Source organism: Dyadobacter sp. BE31 (genome assembly GCF_031457695.1).
Lineage (GTDB): Bacteria > Bacteroidota > Bacteroidia > Cytophagales > Spirosomataceae > Dyadobacter.
In genome coordinates this window covers 148727-168029 of the sequence record NZ_JAVDXA010000005.1, presented here as the reverse complement: position 1 = coordinate 168029, position 19303 = coordinate 148727, and the positions used below count along the sequence as shown (strand labels likewise).

18 protein-coding genes are annotated in these 19303 nt (G+C 48.8%); 6 read left to right on the top strand and 12 right to left on the bottom strand.

The genetic code is table 11. The features are described 5' to 3' along the window. Positions 1-8: 8 nt before the first annotated feature. Together hemB and J2Y43_RS23940 are read left to right on the top strand one after the other, a co-directional pair. Complete coding sequence (gene hemB / locus J2Y43_RS23945; RefSeq protein WP_223405874.1) at positions 9-992, top strand: porphobilinogen synthase; 984 nt, start codon at positions 9-11, stop codon at positions 990-992. 88 nt (positions 993-1080) lie between these two features. Then, positions 1081-2601, top strand: coding sequence for a M20/M25/M40 family metallo-hydrolase (locus J2Y43_RS23940; RefSeq protein ID WP_309988587.1), 1521 nt, complete (start codon positions 1081-1083; stop codon positions 2599-2601). Positions 2602-2673: 72 nt separating this feature from the next. Here the strand turns inward: J2Y43_RS23940 and J2Y43_RS23935 are convergent, their stop codons facing one another. From J2Y43_RS23935 to J2Y43_RS23920, 4 genes are all read right to left on the bottom strand, one after another. Then, the gene (locus J2Y43_RS23935; protein WP_309988590.1) at positions 2674-4854 is read right to left on the bottom strand and encodes a S9 family peptidase; all 2181 of its coding nucleotides are present in this window, start codon (positions 4852-4854) and stop codon (positions 2674-2676) included. 55 nt (positions 4855-4909) lie between these two features. Further along, on the bottom strand, positions 4910-5092 hold the full coding sequence (locus J2Y43_RS23930; RefSeq protein ID WP_291201245.1) for an Arc family DNA-binding protein: 183 nt from the start codon (positions 5090-5092) through the stop codon (positions 4910-4912). A 1-nt stretch (position 5093) separates the two neighbouring features. Further along, positions 5094-5957, bottom strand: coding sequence for an SPFH domain-containing protein (locus tag J2Y43_RS23925; RefSeq protein WP_309988593.1), 864 nt, complete (start codon positions 5955-5957; stop codon positions 5094-5096). 127 nt (positions 5958-6084) lie between these two features. Beyond that, positions 6085-7548, bottom strand: coding sequence for an energy transducer TonB (locus J2Y43_RS23920; protein ID WP_309988598.1), 1464 nt, complete (start codon positions 7546-7548; stop codon positions 6085-6087). A 173-nt stretch (positions 7549-7721) separates the two neighbouring features. On the opposite strand from J2Y43_RS23920, the gene J2Y43_RS23915 reads away from it, so the two are divergent. Further along, positions 7722-8588 carry a UDP-2,3-diacylglucosamine diphosphatase gene (locus J2Y43_RS23915; RefSeq protein WP_309988601.1) on the top strand — a complete coding sequence of 289 codons (867 nt, stop codon included), beginning with the start codon at positions 7722-7724 and terminating at the stop codon, positions 8586-8588. A gap of 2 nt (positions 8589-8590) precedes the next feature. Next, the gene (locus J2Y43_RS23910) at positions 8591-9712 is read left to right on the top strand and encodes a glycosyltransferase family protein (protein WP_309988604.1); all 1122 of its coding nucleotides are present in this window, start codon (positions 8591-8593) and stop codon (positions 9710-9712) included. Between the two features lie 21 nt (positions 9713-9733). Here the strand turns inward: J2Y43_RS23910 and J2Y43_RS23905 are convergent, their stop codons facing one another. From J2Y43_RS23905 to J2Y43_RS23880, 6 genes are all read right to left on the bottom strand, one after another. Then, positions 9734-10207 carry a hypothetical protein gene (locus J2Y43_RS23905; RefSeq protein ID WP_309988608.1) on the bottom strand — a complete coding sequence of 158 codons (474 nt, stop codon included), beginning with the start codon at positions 10205-10207 and terminating at the stop codon, positions 9734-9736. An 11-nt stretch (positions 10208-10218) separates the two neighbouring features. Beyond that, positions 10219-10797 (bottom strand): hypothetical protein, encoded by a 579-nt coding sequence (locus J2Y43_RS23900; protein ID WP_309988611.1) that lies wholly within the window; start codon positions 10795-10797, stop codon positions 10219-10221. 1 nt (position 10798) lies between these two features. Beyond that, positions 10799-12085 (bottom strand): hypothetical protein, encoded by a 1287-nt coding sequence (locus J2Y43_RS23895; protein ID WP_309988614.1) that lies wholly within the window; start codon positions 12083-12085, stop codon positions 10799-10801. 192 nt (positions 12086-12277) lie between these two features. Further along, a complete protein-coding gene (locus J2Y43_RS23890) occupies positions 12278-13510 on the bottom strand; it encodes a serpin family protein (protein WP_309988617.1) in 1233 nt (410 codons plus the stop codon). Positions 13511-13608: 98 nt separating this feature from the next. Next, a complete protein-coding gene (locus J2Y43_RS23885) occupies positions 13609-15153 on the bottom strand; it encodes an outer membrane beta-barrel protein (protein ID WP_309988619.1) in 1545 nt (514 codons plus the stop codon). After that, a complete protein-coding gene (locus tag J2Y43_RS23880) occupies positions 15122-15691 on the bottom strand; it encodes an RNA polymerase sigma factor (protein WP_090385172.1) in 570 nt (189 codons plus the stop codon). The genes J2Y43_RS23885 and J2Y43_RS23880 overlap by 32 nt, the downstream gene beginning before the upstream one ends. A gap of 247 nt (positions 15692-15938) precedes the next feature. Here J2Y43_RS23880 and J2Y43_RS23875 point away from each other — a divergent pair, with 247 nt between their 5' ends. After that, complete coding sequence (locus J2Y43_RS23875) at positions 15939-16235, top strand: muconolactone Delta-isomerase family protein (protein ID WP_090149248.1); 297 nt, start codon at positions 15939-15941, stop codon at positions 16233-16235. A gap of 72 nt (positions 16236-16307) precedes the next feature. Here the strand turns inward: J2Y43_RS23875 and J2Y43_RS23870 are convergent, their stop codons facing one another. After that, positions 16308-16793, bottom strand: a complete 486-nt coding sequence (locus J2Y43_RS23870; protein WP_309988625.1) for a GAF domain-containing protein — start codon at positions 16791-16793, stop codon at positions 16308-16310. 148 nt (positions 16794-16941) lie between these two features. Between J2Y43_RS23870 and purU the strand changes: the two genes are divergently transcribed. Further along, positions 16942-17775: a formyltetrahydrofolate deformylase gene (purU, locus tag J2Y43_RS23865; protein WP_309988628.1), complete on the top strand. Its 834-nt coding sequence runs from the start codon at positions 16942-16944 to the stop codon at positions 17773-17775. A gap of 141 nt (positions 17776-17916) precedes the next feature. On the opposite strand, the gene J2Y43_RS23860 is transcribed toward purU, so the two are convergent. Beyond that, positions 17917-19071 carry a 2-isopropylmalate synthase gene (locus J2Y43_RS23860; protein ID WP_106595775.1) on the bottom strand — a complete coding sequence of 385 codons (1155 nt, stop codon included), beginning with the start codon at positions 19069-19071 and terminating at the stop codon, positions 17917-17919. Positions 19072-19303: the final 232 nt, after the last annotated feature.

Sequence of the window (19303 nt, the reverse complement as noted above, 5' to 3'; positions counted from 1 at the left end):
CCAATATCATGATCCAGTTAGACCGTCGTCCCCGACGCAATAGAAAATCCGCAGGTGTGCGTGACCTTGTTCAGGAAACCAGTTTGCAGGTATCCGATTTCATTTTCCCCATGTTTGTTGTAGAAGGAACACGGCAGAAATCCGAAGTGAAGTCGATGCCCGGCATTTACCGCTATTCGCTGGACAATCTGCTCGAAGAGCTTAAAGAAGTGACTGACCTGGGTATCAGGGCAATTGATCTTTTCCCCAACTATCCGGAAAGCAAAAAAGATCGTTTCGCGTCCGAGAGCTACCACGAAGACACTTTCTACCTAAAAGCGATTACCGCCGTAAAGGAGCAATTCCCCGAGCTGGTGATCATGACCGACGTGGCGATGGACCCATACAGCTCGGACGGCCACGACGGACTCGTTGAGAATGGCAAGATATTGAACGATGCCACGCTCGAAATCCTCGCTAATATGTCGCTGGCGCAAGCCAAAGCGGGTGCGGACATTCTCGGCCCGAGCGATATGATGGACGGCCGTGTGGGCTACATCCGCCGGCATCTCGATGCGCACGGGTTTACCGACGTGAGCATAATGTCCTATTCTGCCAAATATGCGAGTGCGTTCTACGGTCCGTTCCGCGACGCATTAGAGTCGGCGCCTAAGTTTGGGGACAAAAAGACTTACCAGATGAATCCCGCCAACAAACGCGAGGCATTGCTCGAAGCACAGCTCGACTTTGAAGAGGGCGCCGACATGCTGATGGTGAAGCCTGCATTGTCGTACCTCGATATTATCCGCCTGCTGGACGAAAACTTCGATATTCCGATCGCTGCCTACAACGTTTCCGGCGAGTATGCGATGGTGAAAGCCGCTGCGCAGAACGGCTGGCTCGATGGTGACCGTGCGATGATGGAAGTGCTTACCAGCATCCGCCGCGCGGGCGCAAAATGCATCCTGACCTATTTCGCGAAAGAAGCAGCCGTGATATTAAACAAACGGTAGCGAATTCCGATTCGGCTAACATACAATGTGGAGATGTCTGATTATCTTACATCTTCACATTTTCTTTTTAAATCATCACAAAACAGTCATGAAACTACCTTTCCTCCTGCTACCGCTCGGGCTGGCCCTTGCAATCCCGGCCGATGCGCAGAAAAAGACATCTTCATTACCTGAATTCCAAATCAAAAAATCAGAAACCGAGGCGCATATCCGCTTCCTCGCGGGCGACGAGCTTATGGGCAGGCGCACCGGCGAGCAGGGTAACTTCGTAGCGGCACGCTACATTGCCGAGCAGTTTCGCAAACTGGGCGTGGTACCCGTACCGGGCAATACCGAAACCGGTACTTCGAGTTATTTCCAGCGTGTACCATTCGAGGAAATGGGTGCTAATGGCCCCGGAGAGATCGCAGCGGATGCCGAAATCATGAAAAGCGGCACCGACTGGCTTCTAATGGCCGGCGATGCGGTGGATTTGAAAGCGCCGATCGTTTACGCAAGTTTTGGTCTGGAAAATGCGGCCAAAGGCTGGGATGATTATAAAGGATTGGACGTGAAAGGTAAAATTGTGCTGGTAGAAAGCGGTACGCCCGAAACACAAACACCCTCCGAAATCATCGCTACTTCGACGGAAAAACGCAAAATTGCCCAGGACAAGGGCGCTATTGCGGTTATTGAGCTTTTCAATGCTCCCATTCCCTGGAATACGGTGAGCAAGTTTTTTGCAGGAGAAAAAATCTCGCTGGCCGAAGGTACTGCTGCTAAATCGATCCCGCATGCCTGGGTAAACGGCAAGGAGGCGAAATTTGCCCGTGCATTGCGCGCGGTGAAAGAAGTTACCTTTAAAACTTCCGGCAGGATTGCCAAACCGATTTACAGCTACAATGTGGCCGGTTATATTCCCGGTACCGACGCCAAACTGAAAGAAGAATACATCCTGCTCTCCGCGCACTACGACCACGTGGGCGTAGGCAAGCAAGGCGGGCAGGCATACACGCCCGAGGATAGCATCTTCAACGGCGCGCGCGATAATGCTTTTGGGGTAACCGCATTGCTCACCGCAGCCGAAGCGTTGGCGAAAAATCCTCCCAAGCGTTCGATCGTGATTGTCGCGTTGACCGGCGAAGAAGTAGGCCTGCTCGGCAGCAAATACTACGCGGCCCACCCGATTATGCCTTTGAACAAATGCATTTTCAATATGAACTCCGACGGCGCGGGATATAATGATACCACCATCGTTTCGGTCATGGGCCTCGACCGCACCGGGGCGCGTGCGGAAATCGAAGCGGCTTGCAAGGCATTCGGCCTGGGCGTTTATGCGGACCCTTCGCCGGAGCAAGGGCTTTTCGACCGTTCGGATAACGTGAGCTTTGCCAAAGAAGGCGTTCCTGCCCCCACTTTCACCCCCGGTTTTAAGGAGTTCAATGGGGATATCATGAAAAACTACCACCAGGTAACCGACCATCCCGAAACCGTCGATTTCAACTACCTGCTGAAATTCAGCCAGGCTTACACATATGCGACCCGCCTGATCGCCGACCGCAAAACGGCACCGCAATGGAGTACAGGTGATAAATATGAGCCGGCAGCCAAGAAACTCTACGGTAAGTAAGGTTTTCAATACAAAAGGAAAGACCTCCGAAGCACATTGTTCCGGAGGTCTTTCCTTTTATTAACTACTATATTATTTCGCTCCCGGAGGGCAGTTCTTTCTCAAATAGTCCGTGAAGAGCGACTGCAAATGCCTCGATGTGCCCGCGCCTTCGGAAATGCTGTGTGAGCGGTTCGGATAAGGCATAAACTGGAACACCTTATTAGCTTTGATCAGCTCATTAACGAGCATTTCGGCATTCTGATAATGCACATTATCATCGCCGGTTCCGTGAATGTAGAGCAGGTTACCACGCAGGTTTTTAGCGTAGGTGATAGGCGAGCCTTTCACAAAATCCTCCCGATTTTCCTGCGGAATGCCCATGTAGCGCTCCTGGTAAATGTTGTCGTAAGTGAGCTGGTTGGCCACAGCCGCTACGGCGATACCGGTTTTGAAATGCTGCGGATATTGGAACAACAAGTTCAAAGTAGACGAACCGCCGCCGCTCCATCCATGCACCGCCACGCGGCTGGTATCGATGAATGCAAATTGTTTGAACATCGCCGTTGCAGCGCCGTCCATGTCTTTGATATTAATGCGACCGATATTGCGGTATATCGCCTTGCGCCATTTGGCGCCTTTCGGCGAAGGTGTGCCGCGGTTGTCGATGGAAGCGTAAATGTATCCGTCGTCGGCCATGCTACCTGCATACAAACGGTTTTTGCCGGTTCCCCAAACGTCCTTCACCGTGCTTCCGGCAGCTTCGCCATACACCATGAATACGATCGGGTATTTTTTGCTCGCATCGAAATTGGTCGGTTTCACCATCCAGGCATCCACTTCCACCCCTTCGTCTGTTTTTACTTTGAAGAACTCGATATTCGCTTTCGATGAGTTGATCTTGTCTTTGGATTGTGCGATGGAGTTGTTAGGATCGATCGAAACGTGCTTAGGGAACGAAATCCACTCTACCAAAGGCGATGTTTTGGCATTCGAAAACTGGTGACGCCCGAATTTACCCAACGGCGAAATGTCGTACGCATGCGTTCCTGCCTGATCGGCCGGGGTAATGCGCACCGGCGTGCCTTTGCCATCCAGCGAAGTCTTGTACAGATAGCTCTGCGTCGCATTATCCGGCGATGCCATGAAATAATAGGTATTGTTCTTCTCGTCAATGCGAACCGGGCTGATCACGTCAAAATTGCCCGAAGTAATGAGCGTTTCCTTCTTCCCATCGCGGCTCACGCGGTAGGTGTGGCGCCAACCGTCTTTTTCGCTTACCCACAAAAATTCCTTACCGCCATTGATCCAGTCCCAGCCCATCGGGTCGTTATCCCAGCGGCTTTTGATATCGATCCACGCTTCATCCTTTTCGTTGTAAAATGGTTTCGCGCTGCCATCGGTGGTATTAATGTAAAACAATGTGCTCTCGTTCTGCTTGCGGTTCAGCTGCTGGATCACCAACTCGTTCGGCATCCCCGACCATTCCATACGTGGAACGTAGGTGTTTTGCGGATCGCCGGGGATATTCATCCATTTCGTCTGCGCCGAAGCAACGTCTACCACCCCGATTTTATACGGAGAAGGCGTCTCTCCTACCTTAGGATATTCCACCGGCACATTGAACGAGTAGATGGAATCCGTAGTATTGATCATCAGAAAATTGCGGATTTTGCGGGCGTCGAGCTGCCAATAGGCGATGGACTTGCTGTCGTCGCTCCAACGGAAGCCATCGCGGCAGTCGAATTCTTCTTCGTAAACCCAATCGAATGTACCGTTAATTACGCGGTCGGTACCATCGGTAGTAACCTGCTTCACCGTGCTGGTCGCGAGGTCTTCCACATACACATTATGCTTGCTCACGTACGCGACTTTCTTGCCATCGGGTGAGAATTTCGCAAACATCAGCGACGACTCCGGCAACCCCTTTCCGAGTTGTTTCAGCGTTTTGGCGGTGATGTCATACACCCAGTAATCGCCGCGCGTATCGTATCGCCACACACGTTTGGTATTGGTGTAAACTAAAACCTTATCACCTGCTTTGCTGATCGAATAGCTACGGATGTTCAGCGGAGAGCCGCCCTGTGGTGTAAGCTGCGCGGATGATACAATGATTTTTTCCTGGTTGGCGGGCAAGGTTACTTCCACGATCTGGCTGTCGCCTGCGTCGCGGTAACCACTGCCGTCGGGAAGCCATTGAAATGTGTCTGGAATCTGCGCAAAAAGCTGAAAGGAAAGGATTGTTAATGAAAGTGTCCTGAATATTTGCTTCATGTGAGCTTTAAAAAATTAGTACGACAACTATATAAGTGCAATTTTAACATTTTAATTAATCTTTTGCACCGTCTCTATCGCTTCCCTTTGATTTTGAGCGCCTTTGTTTTTTCAATGCCTCACTCAGCAAAAACTCGATCTGCCCGTTCAAACTGCGGAAATCCTGCTGTGCCCAGGTTTCGAGTTCCCTAAGCATATCAGGATTGATCCGCAAAACAAATGCTTTTTTCTCCGCCATATCATGGATACAAAGTGCCGGCGTTCAGAATAGGGGTCGCCGCTTTCTCACCGCACAAAACTACCAACAAATTACTCACCATCGCGGCCTTGCGCTCCTCATCGAGCTCCACGATCTGCTTGTCCGATAGCATGGCCAACGCCATATCCACCATTCCCACCGCTCCATTCACGATTTGGCGGCGGGCAGCAACCACAGCCGATGCCTGCTGGCGTTGCAGCATCGCACCCGCGATCTCAGGGGCATAAGCGAGGTGACTGATCCGCGCTTCGAGTACGTCGATACCGGCCCGGCTCAGGCGCTCGGTCAGCTCGGCTTCGAGCATTTCGTTGATTTTTCCGCTCCCGTCACGCAGCGTGACCTCCTGAGCACTCGCTTCTTCATCTTCCATCGAGTCATAAGCATAAATGCCCGCCAAATGCCGCACCGCCGCCTCCGACTGGATTTCCACATATTTTACATAATCATCCACTTCAAAAGAAGCCTTGGCAGTATCTCCTACGCGCCACACTACTACCGCGGCGATTTCGATGGGGTTACCTAGCTTATCATTCACTTTCAGTTTCTGTCCGTTCAGGTTCCGGGCACGGAGGCTGATCTTTTTCCTGCGGAAGAGCGGGTTTACCCAACGCAGGCCATTTTGTTTCATCGTACCCATATAATCGCCAAAAAAAGTCGTTACAACCGCTTCGTTCGGGTTAATGACCGTGAGACCAATGAGAATAATAAATCCGGTGACGCCGATAATCAGTCCGGTAACAGGGCTGCCGGTGGCGATCGCATACACAAAGCCGCCAAAAAGCAGCGCCAGGCCTATCACAAACAGCAGATAGCCAGAGATAGAGCGTAATTCTTTTTCGATCATAGTTTGCTTAGTTTGATATTAAATTGATATCACAATATTATCAAACTCCGTGCAACTTCCTAATGCATTTGGGACAAAAAAATCCCGGAGACTGTGAAAGGCTCCGGGAAAGGATGGGTGGTAGCGGCTAGCGGCGGAATATTGGCCCCTCGACCTGGAAATTGATAGGTACATTGTATTTAACCCTCACCTTCTGGCCCCTCATTTCCCCCGGATTCCATTTTCCGTTCATTAGCTTTACAACTCGAAGCGCCTCCTCATCCAACCCATGACCAATTCGGTTTTCCACTTTATACTCACACATTGAACCATCTTCACACACCACAAACGAGAGCATTACACGTCCCGAGATGCCGTTGCGCGCGGCATCAATGGGATACCTGATATTCATCCCCAAAAATTTATAGAATTCTTTGATCCCGCCTTTGAATTCGGGACTAATCATGGTATTGGTATATTCTTTCTTTTCCCCATTCGCCCAGGAACTACCACTTTTGAATTGACCCAAATCATAAACTTCCTCGTAATACAGGGTACTATCCGCCAATTTCCCGACCCAATTCCCATCTTTCACACCACTCACAACCTTTCCTTGCTCGAAAAGCCATTTACCATTGAGTGTTTCTCCCGCGGCTCGCCAATAACCATCGCCGTTTTTCACATATTGTGCTCCGTCCGGCCCCCAGGCGTTCATCAGCAGGGGTTCCTCCTTAGCGCCCATTCTATTGACCGGAAATTCCCTATGAGCCCTGATTTGCCCATTGGGATCCCAGTAAACTTCCGTAATCAGAGAATCTGATATCAACTGTTGGCGTCTTACCATGCCATTCAGGTCATAGTCTTTGATAAGGGATGCTTTTCCATCCACGCCGTATTCCACATATGAAAGCACGCGGCCTTCGGCGTCAAATGTAACTTCGGGAGCATGGCTGGCTTCGTTATAATCCCGGGCTGCAATCCTGTACGCGGCAATCGAGTCTGCACCCGGGTTCACAAAACGCGATTTGTAGCGGATAGGCGTCTTCGCAAATTTTGCTTCGCCGAGCCTCTTCCATTTTCTGCCTCTTGACTCTTCATAAGCCACATCTCCCGATACGAAACCCCGCTCATCGACGGGCAATGTCCTCCGGTACTTGGCCCGCGCAGAGTCGATGGGTACGAACGCCTCGTTGAAATAATCAATGAATGCAAGCCTTGCCGTGTCAAAGGCAGGCTTAGCCTCCGCCTTGAATGTTACTGGAAAAAAGACCGCCTGCCGGACTGGTTGCCCAGCCAGCATAGCCGGCTTCCAGGCCTTGTACATCCCGAGCACACGCACGGCCGCCGCATTGCATAAAGTGTCGATCCCGCGGGTCACTTCAATGCTGCTCATGCTGCCATCAGGCTGCACCACGCCTTTGAGATACACCCGTCCGTTTACTCCTTTGATCGAATTTTGAAAGGGTATTTGAAGGTTCGAGGTAATAAACTGATTAAGGACGGTCAGTCCGCCGGCGGGTTCGGCTTGTTTCTCTACTTCATGGGGTAAATACACCTGCTGGGCAAATGCCTGCGCAGTGGAAAATAACAATAGAGTGAGTAGTTTTTTCATTAGGGTTGATGAGTTATGCGAAAGGTAAAAATGATATTTTTCTTTTAAAGAAACTCATAGTTACTCTGCAAATATTTCAAAAACGATTTGTAGAAGTAGTTTTCAGCACAAACTTAACCTACTGATAACCTGCGAATAATATCCAGTTAATATTAAATGAGAAAATTTGTATCATGGGAGATACAACTCACTTTCGGACTATCATCATTTCTGACATTCACCTCGGAGCAGGAGGATCGAAGGCAGAAGAGGTCACCAATTTTCTGAAAAGCTACACCTGCAAGAAGCTTATCCTGAATGGCGACATTATCGACGCGTGGCAATTGAAAAAGTATGGGGTGTGGAAACGCAAGCATACGTTGTTTTTCAAGCGCGTGCTGAAAATGATAGAGGAAAATAAAACGAAAGTGATCTATATCCGCGGAAACCACGACGATTTCCTCGATCAGATTATCCCGCTGCGTCTCGGTAAGCATTTCCAGATCCGAAAAGATTACGTATTAGCCTCCGGCGCACAGCGGTTCTACGTGACTCACGGCGACGTTTTCGACTCCATCACCACTCATTTGAAATGGCTGGCTTACCTGGGCGATATCGGTTATACGTTCCTGCTTTGGGTCAATAAATTTTACAATAAATATCGCGCATGGCGCGGTCTCTCCTATTACTCTTTATCGCAACGTGTAAAACAGTCGGTGAAAATGGCTGTGAATTACATGACCGACTTTGAAGAGAAACTGACCGAACTCGCCCGCTCGCGGAACTGCGACGGCGTGATCTGCGGGCATATTCACCACCCGGCGATCCGCGAAATAGAAGGTATCAAATACATGAACTCCGGTGACTGGGTCGAGACGTTGAGCGCGCTGGTAGAGGATTTCGAAGGCAATTGGAGCCTGCTCTACTACGACCAGCAGGAGATCATCGAGAAGCCTGTAAAAAAAACGAGTACCAAAAAAGTCGTTGAGAACTTCCCCGGCATCGAGAAGCAGGTGGCGTTCACCAGTTTTCTGACGGGGCGGAATCAGCGCTATCTATAATCATGAGAATCCTTTTTCTGGTTCAGGGAGAGGGCCGGGGGCATTTGACGCAAGCCATTTCGCTCGGCCAGATTCTGCGTAGTGCAGGACACAAGGTGGTGGGTGCGATGGTGGGGACATCTCCGGGCAGGAATATTCCGTCATTTTTCCAGGAGCAGATCTTCGCGCCGGTACATCATTTTGCCGCGCCCAATATCATATACAAAGCACAAGGAGGCGGTATGAATGTAGGCCGGACGATTGCGACCCACCTGGCGCATTTACCCAAATACCTCAAAAGCTTACATCGTATCCACGAAACGGTGAAGCAGATCAACCCGGATCTGATTGTGAGTTTTTACGATACTTACGGAGGGCTTTACAATCTGATTTATCGCTCGGGCATACCGATGGTTTGCATCGCGCATCAATACCTGTTGCTCCATCCGAAGTTTATTTTTCCTGAAAACAGCCGGATCAACCAGTTTCTGATCAATCTCAACTCTAAATCGACCTCCTGGCTTTCGGCTAACCGGCTTGCATTGTCGTTCCGCGAAATGTCATCGGAACCTGATCTGAAAATCACGGTAGTACCGCCGCTGCTCCGCAAGGAAGTTACGCGACTTACGCCGCAAAAAGGCTCCTTCATACTCGTTTATATGACCCATCACAGCCTGAGCGCTCAGGTGATCGATTGGCACCGAAAACACCCAGATGTACAGTTGCATTGCTTCTGGGACAATGCGGATGCGTCGGAAGAGTTTGCTTTTGATGATACACTCACTTTTCACCAGATCAACAGTGAAAAATACCTGCGGATGCTCGCTACCTGCCGCGCGCTGGTGACCACAGCGGGTTTCGAATCGGTTTGTGAGGCAATGTACCTGGGCAAACCCGTGATGATGGTGCCCGTACCGAACCATTTCGAACAGGAATGCAACGCGATCGACGGCGTGATATCCGGCGCCGGGGTAATGTCCAGGTCATTTGACCTATCAGTAATCTTTGATTATCTGCCGAAGCATATTGATCAGTCGGAGAAATTCAGGGACTGGTATAACCGCGGGCAGCAGATGTTTGTGCGGGAAATCGCAGAATTTGAGAAATCAATCCACATCAGGCGGAAAATACAATCGGAGATCTGACTTTCTCCGCCTGATTCATGCTCACTTGTCCTTTTTGAACACCAGCTGTTCGGGATTTCGATCAAATTTAAGGATCAGTTTATCAGATTGTACGTGATAACTCCCCTTACCGCCCGTCGAATCCGACGGCAGCCAGGCTTTACCACTCCATTCCGGCTCACCCACCTTACTTCCGCCGAAGCTGCTGATTTTGAAAGTACAATTGGGGCCAAGCGTATAAGCTCCGGTAACCGTATTCACAAAAGTGTGGCCGGCGATCGTCCCATTTTTCTGGTCGTCCGAGAAAGTTAAAACCACGCTCTTCCCGCTGATTCCCGGATCTTTGTCAATCGCGCCTGTGGTTGTATTCTGAAAATAATCCAATCGCCAGGTACCAGCCAGCGACGCGACTTCCGAACATGGCGGCATAGCACAACAATCCTTCCCATTTCCGCACTCAAACGCAGTTAATCCAAGAAAAACGAGGCAAACAAACAAATATGCAATTCTTTTCATGGCTTATAATTTTAAAAACTGATCCCTAACCGCAATGCAAGCCTGTTGTAAACCCGGTCTTCGAAACGCTCCTTTTGATCCCACAACGGGGCTTTGGTAACGTGAGCTTCCTGCCGTTTGTAGGTCAATGCCAACGTAAATGCAGCAGATCCCGGCTTTCCTACTTTAATGCCCAGGCCCGGATTGACCATCAGCCCGCCCTTAGTATCGAAGCCTTCGGAATCGTCATGAAACCAGGCAAATGCGTAACCTGCGTCGAGCGTACCGAATAGCTGCACGTTTTTCCTTCCTGCCAAATCGTACCGCACGCCTCCCGCAATCGGGTTCAGTAATGCGGCTTTGTACCAGTCCATTCCGAGGGTTACGCCGGCGGATAGTCGGCGGTTCAATTGCAGGCCATTGAATGTCTGGATCGTTAGGCTTGTCTTGCTATCGACCTGCTCCTGATTTCCGGTGTAAGGATTATCATATTTAACCCGGCCAAATAAGCCGCCAAATTCGGTATGGTTTACAAACCTCGGGCTTTTGCCGGTTTGCGCATTTGCTGCCGTAGCGGCGAGCAGCAAGCATAAGTATGCGATCTTTTTCATATCAAATCGCTTTTCCGACCGGAATTTTGCTCAGTAACCGCAGATCTTTCGGATTGGAAGAATCATATTGGTAAAAACCGTCTTCCCCGATCAGCAGCAAAGTTTTGCCAAGCGAAATCACATCATATGCGTGCATATCTTTGAAATGCGCGAGTTGGTTTTTATCCACCGAGAAGCGCTCGCTCACATCGAACACTTTCAGACCGTGCTCGCCTTCGCAGAGGAAAAGCGTAGGGAAATCGACGCTCAGGCCATGTGGGTTTTCCATCTGATAACTTTTGATCAGTTGTGGCGCGGAAGGATTGCTCACATCCACGAGGTCGAGCTGGTTCTGGCCTCCCCCGCAAGCGGTGCCCGTGCGTAACGTCACGTAAGCGATGCCCCCGCTTACCACCACAGGATCGCACGCGCGGCCGTGCTGGAACATCGAAAGCTGCTTAGGCTCCGCAGGATCACTATTGTCATAGATAAACATGCCCGACGAAGAGCCGATGAACAGATTGTTGTTATAAGGGAAAATGGTTTCGATGCCCCAGCCGAGACTGATCGTTTTAAAATCAACCGGTTGGGAAGGCTTGTCGATCTTGAATAAATGCATTTGGCTTTGCCCCACTGCGTAGAGGAAATTACGGTCGAGCGCGAAACGGGCCATGGAGCCTCCCTGCCCGGTGGTGCTGCCCGAAGATTGCGGCGAAGCCGATGATGCGCTGCTGAGAACCGCCCTGTCGGCAAACAGCCAGCCACCCCACCACGACCCGGGCGAAATATTGTCTTCGCAATTCACAGTCACGGTTTCTTCCACCCATTCAACATTCTGATCGAAAATAGCACCTATGCTTTCATTAAGTCCCCAGCTGCCGCCGTCGAAAGTACCGGTTTGAAAAACATTTTTAACACGGCCTACTTCTTTGGGCGCGGTAGGGTCGGTAATGTCGATCGAAACAAGGTCGGAATAGCTATCAGCATAAAGAATATTATCGCGTACCGCTATGTCGCCGTTACCGGGAATATTGATGAACGTTATAAACTTCGGACTGGCAGGGTTGCCATTGTCGATGATGTGAATACCCTTTTTAATTTCATTGACATATAAATATTTCCCCTTCACATACATTTTCCCTGGCTGCACCAAACTACGGGGCGATTCTGCCTTCACCTGTGTCCTGAGCTCTATCAGAGAATAGGTAACGTTACTAAAACGGCGGACAACACGTGTTTCCTTACATTGATCGTTACACGACCAGCAAAGCCATGCTACGACACATAACAGTAAAAGTTTAGGTTTCATACGGCTTGGTTTTAGAGGCTAGTAAAAATGATATTTCAACTTGGGTAAATGCAGGACAATACTTTTCTGTAATTGGTTGGAACACAAAACAAAATCGTCCGAAAGCAAGGCCTTCGGACGATAACGCACCCCGAAAATACCGGCGAACCGGTATTTTTTATCTTTGATATTTTTAAATGCTTTTTGGCATTGCTATTTTGATTCCGGATTTTTGATCCTACCCATAAAAAGAATGGTATTGGAAGTGCTTTCGCTGATGATTAATCCAAACGGACGGTCGCAAATAAATCTTGGCGATTCCGGTCCGGCAGATGTAAGCCCTACACCGATGGTTGTTACCGCAGCTGCTTCCGTTCCCTTCTCATCGATTCCCAGGTATGCATCCTGCTTTACAAAATCCACGTAGAGCTGTGCTACTTTATTGATCTTGTTGAGTTGTGCATTTCCTTCCACGAACGCACGCTTGATGCCCATCGCGTCCAAGGTTCCATTCAATTTAGCTGAGTATTTGAATGTAAATCTCGGCAATCCCACAGTAATACCCCGTTCAGCCATTCCGCTATTCAGTTTCGTCCATCCCTCGCCTGTGATGTCGTTCAGCACCGCATCCACCGTATGCTGGCCTTTGGGAATGAGTAAGGTCATATTGAACTGGCCATTGGCATAAGGAAGGCGGACTGCGTCATAGTTGCTCCCTGAACCCACTTTGAAATCGGATTCGGCAAACATCATTTTTACATTTTTGCTCTGCCCGTTTTCCAGCCTGAATGGTGTATCCTGCGTCTTGCCGGCATCAAACCTCGTTTGCCAGTCTCCCTTGAAATACAATGCATTCAACAGAAACATGACCTGCTGCGGCTGAATCTGGTCGAGGACCGTCGGAATCTTTCCGTTTGTTTTATCACTCGCCCATTTGTTGATCCGGTCCTTCGCAGCATCGTCAAATGGCAGTCCTGTTACTTCCGACTCAAATGAGTTTTTCAAAACAGATTGAAAATCATTTTCAACTGAAAAGTCATTTCTATACCAAACCGAATTTGCTAATCCCAAACTCACTTTCGAATCGGCAACCGGCAAATCATTAATTAATGTTTTATATGCCGCATTCAAGTCAGCCAATGCGACTGCATCCATTTTCAATGCCTTTTGAATCTCGTCGGCGGTTTCTTTTTCTGCGCCGTTCAAAAGCATGCCCAAAGCCATGTGCAAGCTGAGTGGTGATACGAAGAGATTCTCTTCCGCTGATTGCGTTTTCTGTAACGCGTGAATGAAATCAAATGCAAAAGAAGTGGTCCCGTTTGAAACCGAGGCCGGTATTTCCACCGGATTTACTTCATTCCCGGGCGCAACGTTGTCGTTTGTACAGCCAAACAGCATCGCTGCTGCCAGCATCGGAACGGTGATCGACTTCTTTGAAATTTTCATGGCTAATAGATGCAAGAACATTTTCCTTCTCCACAATCAACCCACAATTCGATAGATTCAAACCAATTGGTAATGGTTGGAATCTTTTTTCAATTATCTCAAAAAGAATAGCGAACGGACCAGGATACGCCATACAAATAAGGATGCGCATCGAGGCTTTGATTGGATTTAAAGCCTGACGATACGGCCTTTTGATACGAACCGGTCAGGTTGGCTGCCCAGTTTGAAGAGAGCTTGTAATTCAATCTCAATCCGGTTGTCGCAGCCCAATTCATGCCACGGTAAATATCGTCGCTGGCTGTTGTTCGAATAATCTCCCCGGAAGCGGATTCCAATTCATTTACTAAAAAGAAATTGGCCATCATCCCACCGAGCACCGAGTAGCTGAATTTCTTGTCGGGATTTAATGTAAAGCCCGCCTGCACCGGCAATTGGAGATATTGATAATTGTTACTTACTTTTTTAGCGACATCAATATATAACGCACCATTATTGAAACCGGCCGCTTTATCGGCGGCAGGGCTATTCGCAGAGGTAGTTAATCCGGCCAATGCATTTTCCAACACATTAGAAGACAAGTTACTGTATGCATTCAGCACATAACCACCACCTTCATAAGCTGAATTGCCGCGCAGGTAACTAATGCCTGTTTCTACGGACCAATGCTTCGACAGTCGCACACCGCCCTGCGTTTGCACCGCGTACGAGGCACGGGCTTCGCTGGATCCGGTAGTTGCCCGTCTCTGGCTCACCGATTGCGCCGAAAAAGCCATGGGTGCCTCTTTCAACTGTACATCCGGATTGAACGATGCCGGCATAACGCCCAGGCCAGCGTAATATTCCTTAGGCTTTTTCTCTTTTACAGGCTCTTCTATTTCTATTTGAGGACGGAAGAAAACATGACGCTTTTGTACATAAACATCCAGGTCACTGTAAGGCAGAGACGCCAGCAATTGTGCAGAAATCGTCTGGCTTTGGTCCGCCAATGCAGCCGCATAGCTGTTTCCGGTCACTTTTGCCGCCGCAATTTCCCCGGGCTGCGCGTTCTCGATAGGCGAAGAGGACGTGTTGATTACCTCATTCACTGAACCTTTGTCAGCAAACGGCTTCCGAACACTGGCAGCAACTGCTACTTCCTGCCGCTCAGCCTCAGGATTTTTTGTTTCAGCAAATGCGCTCCCGCCTTTGCCAACAGCCTTGCCACGACTTGTTGCAGCGATCCCGGTCTTCGATTCGGAAGATTGCTGCTGCCCTGGCTTTATCGATGAAGTTTGGGGCTCGCTTGCAGTCGCCAGTCTCTCCGTATTCAAGCTCTCGTTTGGAGAAGCTGCTTTTTGAGTTGCTTCACGACTCTCACCTTCTGACACCCCCGCTGGCTTGGTATTCACAGCTACCTGTGGTTTATCACCGGTTTTAAGGCCCGACAACCAAAGTCCACCGCCTACCAGCAGCAGTGCAACGATCGACGCAGCAGCGTACCATACTTTCGGCGACTGCCACCACATCGGAACGACCTTTTCCTGCTCCTTGTCAAGACGCGCCTCGATACCCTCCCACACAGACGGCGGGGGAGCTTCGGAAGCCTCCTGCAGGGCCTTTCTCCACTGATCCTCAAAATTGTTTATGTTGGACGGATCCATCATCAAATCTTTTTTCTTTGTTCAACTTCTGTTGAAGCAACGTCCTGGCCCGCGAGTATTGCGATTTGGACGTTCCTTCGGAGATACCCAACATCTGGGCAATCTCATTGTGCTGGTAACCTTCAATCGCATATAGATTGAAGATTGTCTGACAACCGGGCGGCAATTCGCGGATCATTTCCATGAGTTGCTGCATTTGGAAATTCCCCAGCGTGAACTCCCTATCCGACAAGCCATTGTGATGTACATCTATATCGTCGAGTTCTTTCAGGTATTTTTGCTGCCGTAAATGGTTCAATGCCGTGTTTACCACTACGGATCTGAGCCAGTATTCCAGCGGGCTGTCGGCCCTGAAAGAATCAATGTTTTCGTAAATTTTGATGAAAGCGTCCTGCAATACGTCCTCCGCGTCGGCGCGGTTTTTGGTATAGCGCAGGCAAATAGCAAACAACTTACCCCCAAAAACATCATATAGCTGCTTCTGGGCGATACGGTTGCGCTGCTTGCAGCCTTTCACCAGTTCCTGTTCGTTAAACGTCATCCGAAGGTTAGGGGTGCTTCGTTCGGTTTGTAATTAAATTCAGCACCTCTATCCATAAGATAGCCGACTACTGTTGCGTTATGATCCGACCCGCGCTCTCGCGTCCGTCGTAAATTGTCTGACACCCTCATTATCAAAATGGTTGGAATGCTTCGAAAAACTATTGCCGAATGTTGGGTACTTTACGCCAAGGAACTATTCGAAGGCGCATATCATTTAATAAATACAACCTAAAATCTATCGCCCCATGAGCCAATATATGGTTGAAATCCAGCTGCCGGCTGTCATGTCGGAAGATTTCACAGCAAAAATACCTGCTCAGAGAAAAAAGATTAATGAACTGATGGAGCAAGGAAGGCTTATGTCTTATGCTTTGTCTGATGATTATTCCAGACTCTGGTGTGTGGTTCGCGCAGAAACTGAATTTGAAGTTATGTCGCTCGTCTCGGAATTTCCGCTGATCGATTATATGGATCCCAAAATAACCAAGCTTATGTTCAATAATGTGGTAGCCCTTCGTCTGCCCATGTTCTCATTGAACTGACACCCATTGAAGGTATTTTGTTGCCTGTAATGGCCTCGCCGGTATAACCGGCGAGGCTTTTTTTATTAATAATCAGAGCTTTCTGGTAATCAGGGAAGCTATTTTTTCCAAGGCTACCTGATCGGTTTCGCTAAAATCGTCGAGCTGGTCGCTGTCCACGTCCAGCACCATTGCAACGGTTCCATTTCTGTGAAAAACCGGTACCACCACTTCCGAACGCGATGCCGAGCTGCACGCGATATGACCCGGAAATTGCTCTACATCCGGCACCAGAATGGTTTCAGCGCGCGTATAACTTGCACCGCATACGCCTTTATGGAATGGAATACGCGTACACGCGATCGGCCCCTGAAACGGCCCGAGCACCAACTGTCCTTCCTTAACCAGGTAAAATCCCACCCAGAAAAACCCGAAAGCTTCCTTTAAAACCGCGGTTATATTCGCAAGGTTAGCTGTAAGATCACTTTCTTCGGCAATCAATGCTTCGATTTGCGGAAAAAGCGCTTCATAAACCTCACCTCTGTTTGTATCTGTCGGTATAAATAATGTTTCTGCCATAATCTGAAATACTTCTCGATTTCTGGTTAACACAGATGCCTTTTGAATAGTTACAAATAATATGAAAATGCGCTCTGATTGAGCCGGTAATAGCACGCCTTCTGTTGTATATTTGAAGTTCGATTAAGCGCTACAAGCAAGTCCCCTCATGAGTCAAAGACATATCTTATTAATGGATGGCCCCGATCACAAGGGTTTGATCTATCATGTTACCCGCATTCTTTTTGCCCACAATCAGAATATCATCAGTAACGACGAGTACGTAAGCCCTTCGCGCTATTTCTTTATGCGTACCGAATTTGAGGGAGATACCGATATTCCAGAATTATTAAAAGCCCTTCAATCCGAACTGCCTGCCGGATTAAACCTGCGCATTAATCCTAAAAAGAACAAGGATATTGTGCTGATGGTCACCAAGGAGCACCATTGCCTCGGCGAGCTGCTGATCCGCTATGCATTCAATGAGCTGGATGCTACGATTATGGCCGTAATAAGCAATTATAATACGTTACAGCCACTAGTGGGCAAATTTGGCATACCTTTCCATTTTATTTCCCATGAAAACAAAACCCGGGAGGAACATGAGGAGGCGATATCGAGAACATTGGACATTTATCGTCCCGACTACGTCGTATTGGCCAAATATATGCGCATTATCACGCCGCAATTTGTCGAGCGTTTCCCGAACCGGATCGTAAATATCCATCATTCATTTTTACCCGCATTTATCGGGGCCAACCCTTACCGGCAGGCATACGAACGCGGTGTGAAAATCATTGGAGCTACCGCGCATTTTGTGAATAACGACCTCGACGAAGGCCCGATTATCGCGCAGGATGTAAAAGAAGTGGATCACAAACTGACCGCTTCGGATATGGCGACATTGGGAAAAGACACGGAAAAAGCGGTACTCTCGAAGGCTTTGAAACTGGTGTTTAACGACCGCGTTTTCATTCACCACAACCGCACCATTATACTATAAAACAAAGAAAAAGCCCTTAGTCAGAATCACCGAGGGCTTTTTGCAATCTGATGGATGTTATTGAATATGTAATCTTACAAAAAATTCTTTAAAACATCAAATTCAGATTCAACGTGTTAACTAATTCTAAGGATATTCTAATTAAACTGCTTCCGCTGTACGTACCAGCTCAACCAGATCTCCGTCGTTTACTTCTTTCTTGATATCGGCTACTTCGAGGAACCGAGTGTACAGTTCGTCCAATGCAGCTTTTTCGAAGGAGAACCCAAGCAATTCGAGGCGGTGCTTCAATGCGTGGCGTCCGCTGCGGGCAGTGAGTACGATGTCGGATTTATCGACACCCACGTCCTGCGGGTTCATGATTTCGTAGTTCAGATTGTTTTTCAGGAAGCCGTCCTGGTGGATACCCGACGAATGGGCGAATGCATTCCGGCCCACGATAGCTTTATTGGCCTGCACCGGCATACGCATCATTTTTGACACCAATTGGCTCGTCGGGTAAATGTGTTGCGTATTAATGCCTGTTTCCAGACCCAGCTCCTGGTGCACTTTCAATGCCATTACCACTTCTTCCAGCGAAGTGTTACCGGCGCGCTCGCCGATACCGTTGATGGTAACCTCTACCTGGCGCGCCCCCTGGTTGATACCCGCGATCGAGTTCGCAGTAGCCAAGCCGAGATCGTTGTGGCAGTGGATCGAAATAGTGGCTTTATGAATATTCGAAACGTGTTCGAAGATATATTTGATTTTGTTTCCGTACTCATCGGGCAAGCAATAGCCAGTCGTGTCAGGAATGTTCACGACCGTTGCGCCGGCACCGATTACCGCTTCTACCAACTGTGAAAGGAAAACCAGGTCAGCACGACCTGCATCTTCGCAGTAAAATTCAACATCCTCGACTTTGGTTTTAGCATATTTCGTAGCCGCGATCGCTCTTTCGATGATTTTCTCACGGGTAGTATTGAACTTATGCTGGATGTGAATGTCGGAAGAACCGATACCTGTGTGGATACGTGCCCGTTTGGCATATTGCAGTGCGTCCGCAGCCGCGTCGATATCGCCTTGTACCGCACGTGAAAGCGCACAAATAATGGGCTCACGTACAGCTTTGGAGATTTCTACCACAGAACGAAAATCTCCGGGACTTGAAACCGGGAAACCGGCTTCGATAATATCTACCCCCAGCTTTTCGAGTTGGGTAGCAACCACGATTTTTTCTTCGGTGGTCAATTGGCTGCCAGGAACCTGCTCGCCGTCTCGTAAAGTAGTGTCGAAGATCTGAACTCGATTACTCATTGGTGGGTATTAATTTTTTTATGGGACACGAATTTAACAATATTTCAGGCAATATAAAACCCTTTCCTTGTCACGGGAAAGGGTCTGTAACTTATCAAAACATAACCTTTCCCGCCTCACGGTAGCTGTTGGAGATTGAGAATGAGGTTATCTTGTTGGCTCATATTCATGTTGCGAAATTTCGCTCACCGCGATTTTCTTCTGCAAAGAAAGCACAAGTTTTGAATGCAAC

Coding starts and splice junctions, on each gene's coding strand:
- hemB (WP_223405874.1), top strand. CDS start 9: ATGATCCAGTTAGACCGTCGTCCCCGACGCAATAGAAAATCCGCAGGT.
- J2Y43_RS23940 (WP_309988587.1), top strand. CDS start 1,081: ATGAAACTACCTTTCCTCCTGCTACCGCTCGGGCTGGCCCTTGCAATC.
- J2Y43_RS23935 (WP_309988590.1), bottom strand. CDS start 4,854: ATGAAGCAAATATTCAGGACACTTTCATTAACAATCCTTTCCTTTCAG.
- J2Y43_RS23930 (WP_291201245.1), bottom strand. CDS start 5,092: ATGGCGGAGAAAAAAGCATTTGTTTTGCGGATCAATCCTGATATGCTT.
- J2Y43_RS23925 (WP_309988593.1), bottom strand. CDS start 5,957: ATGATCGAAAAAGAATTACGCTCTATCTCTGGCTATCTGCTGTTTGTG.
- J2Y43_RS23920 (WP_309988598.1), bottom strand. CDS start 7,548: ATGAAAAAACTACTCACTCTATTGTTATTTTCCACTGCGCAGGCATTT.
- J2Y43_RS23915 (WP_309988601.1), top strand. CDS start 7,722: ATGGGAGATACAACTCACTTTCGGACTATCATCATTTCTGACATTCAC.
- J2Y43_RS23910 (WP_309988604.1), top strand. CDS start 8,591: ATGAGAATCCTTTTTCTGGTTCAGGGAGAGGGCCGGGGGCATTTGACG.
- J2Y43_RS23905 (WP_309988608.1), bottom strand. CDS start 10,207: ATGAAAAGAATTGCATATTTGTTTGTTTGCCTCGTTTTTCTTGGATTA.
- J2Y43_RS23900 (WP_309988611.1), bottom strand. CDS start 10,797: ATGAAAAAGATCGCATACTTATGCTTGCTGCTCGCCGCTACGGCAGCA.
- J2Y43_RS23895 (WP_309988614.1), bottom strand. CDS start 12,085: ATGAAACCTAAACTTTTACTGTTATGTGTCGTAGCATGGCTTTGCTGG.
- J2Y43_RS23890 (WP_309988617.1), bottom strand. CDS start 13,510: ATGAAAATTTCAAAGAAGTCGATCACCGTTCCGATGCTGGCAGCAGCG.
- J2Y43_RS23885 (WP_309988619.1), bottom strand. CDS start 15,153: ATGATGGATCCGTCCAACATAAACAATTTTGAGGATCAGTGGAGAAAG.
- J2Y43_RS23880 (WP_090385172.1), bottom strand. CDS start 15,691: ATGACGTTTAACGAACAGGAACTGGTGAAAGGCTGCAAGCAGCGCAAC.
- J2Y43_RS23875 (WP_090149248.1), top strand. CDS start 15,939: ATGAGCCAATATATGGTTGAAATCCAGCTGCCGGCTGTCATGTCGGAA.
- J2Y43_RS23870 (WP_309988625.1), bottom strand. CDS start 16,793: ATGGCAGAAACATTATTTATACCGACAGATACAAACAGAGGTGAGGTT.
- purU (WP_309988628.1), top strand. CDS start 16,942: ATGAGTCAAAGACATATCTTATTAATGGATGGCCCCGATCACAAGGGT.
- J2Y43_RS23860 (WP_106595775.1), bottom strand. CDS start 19,071: ATGAGTAATCGAGTTCAGATCTTCGACACTACTTTACGAGACGGCGAG.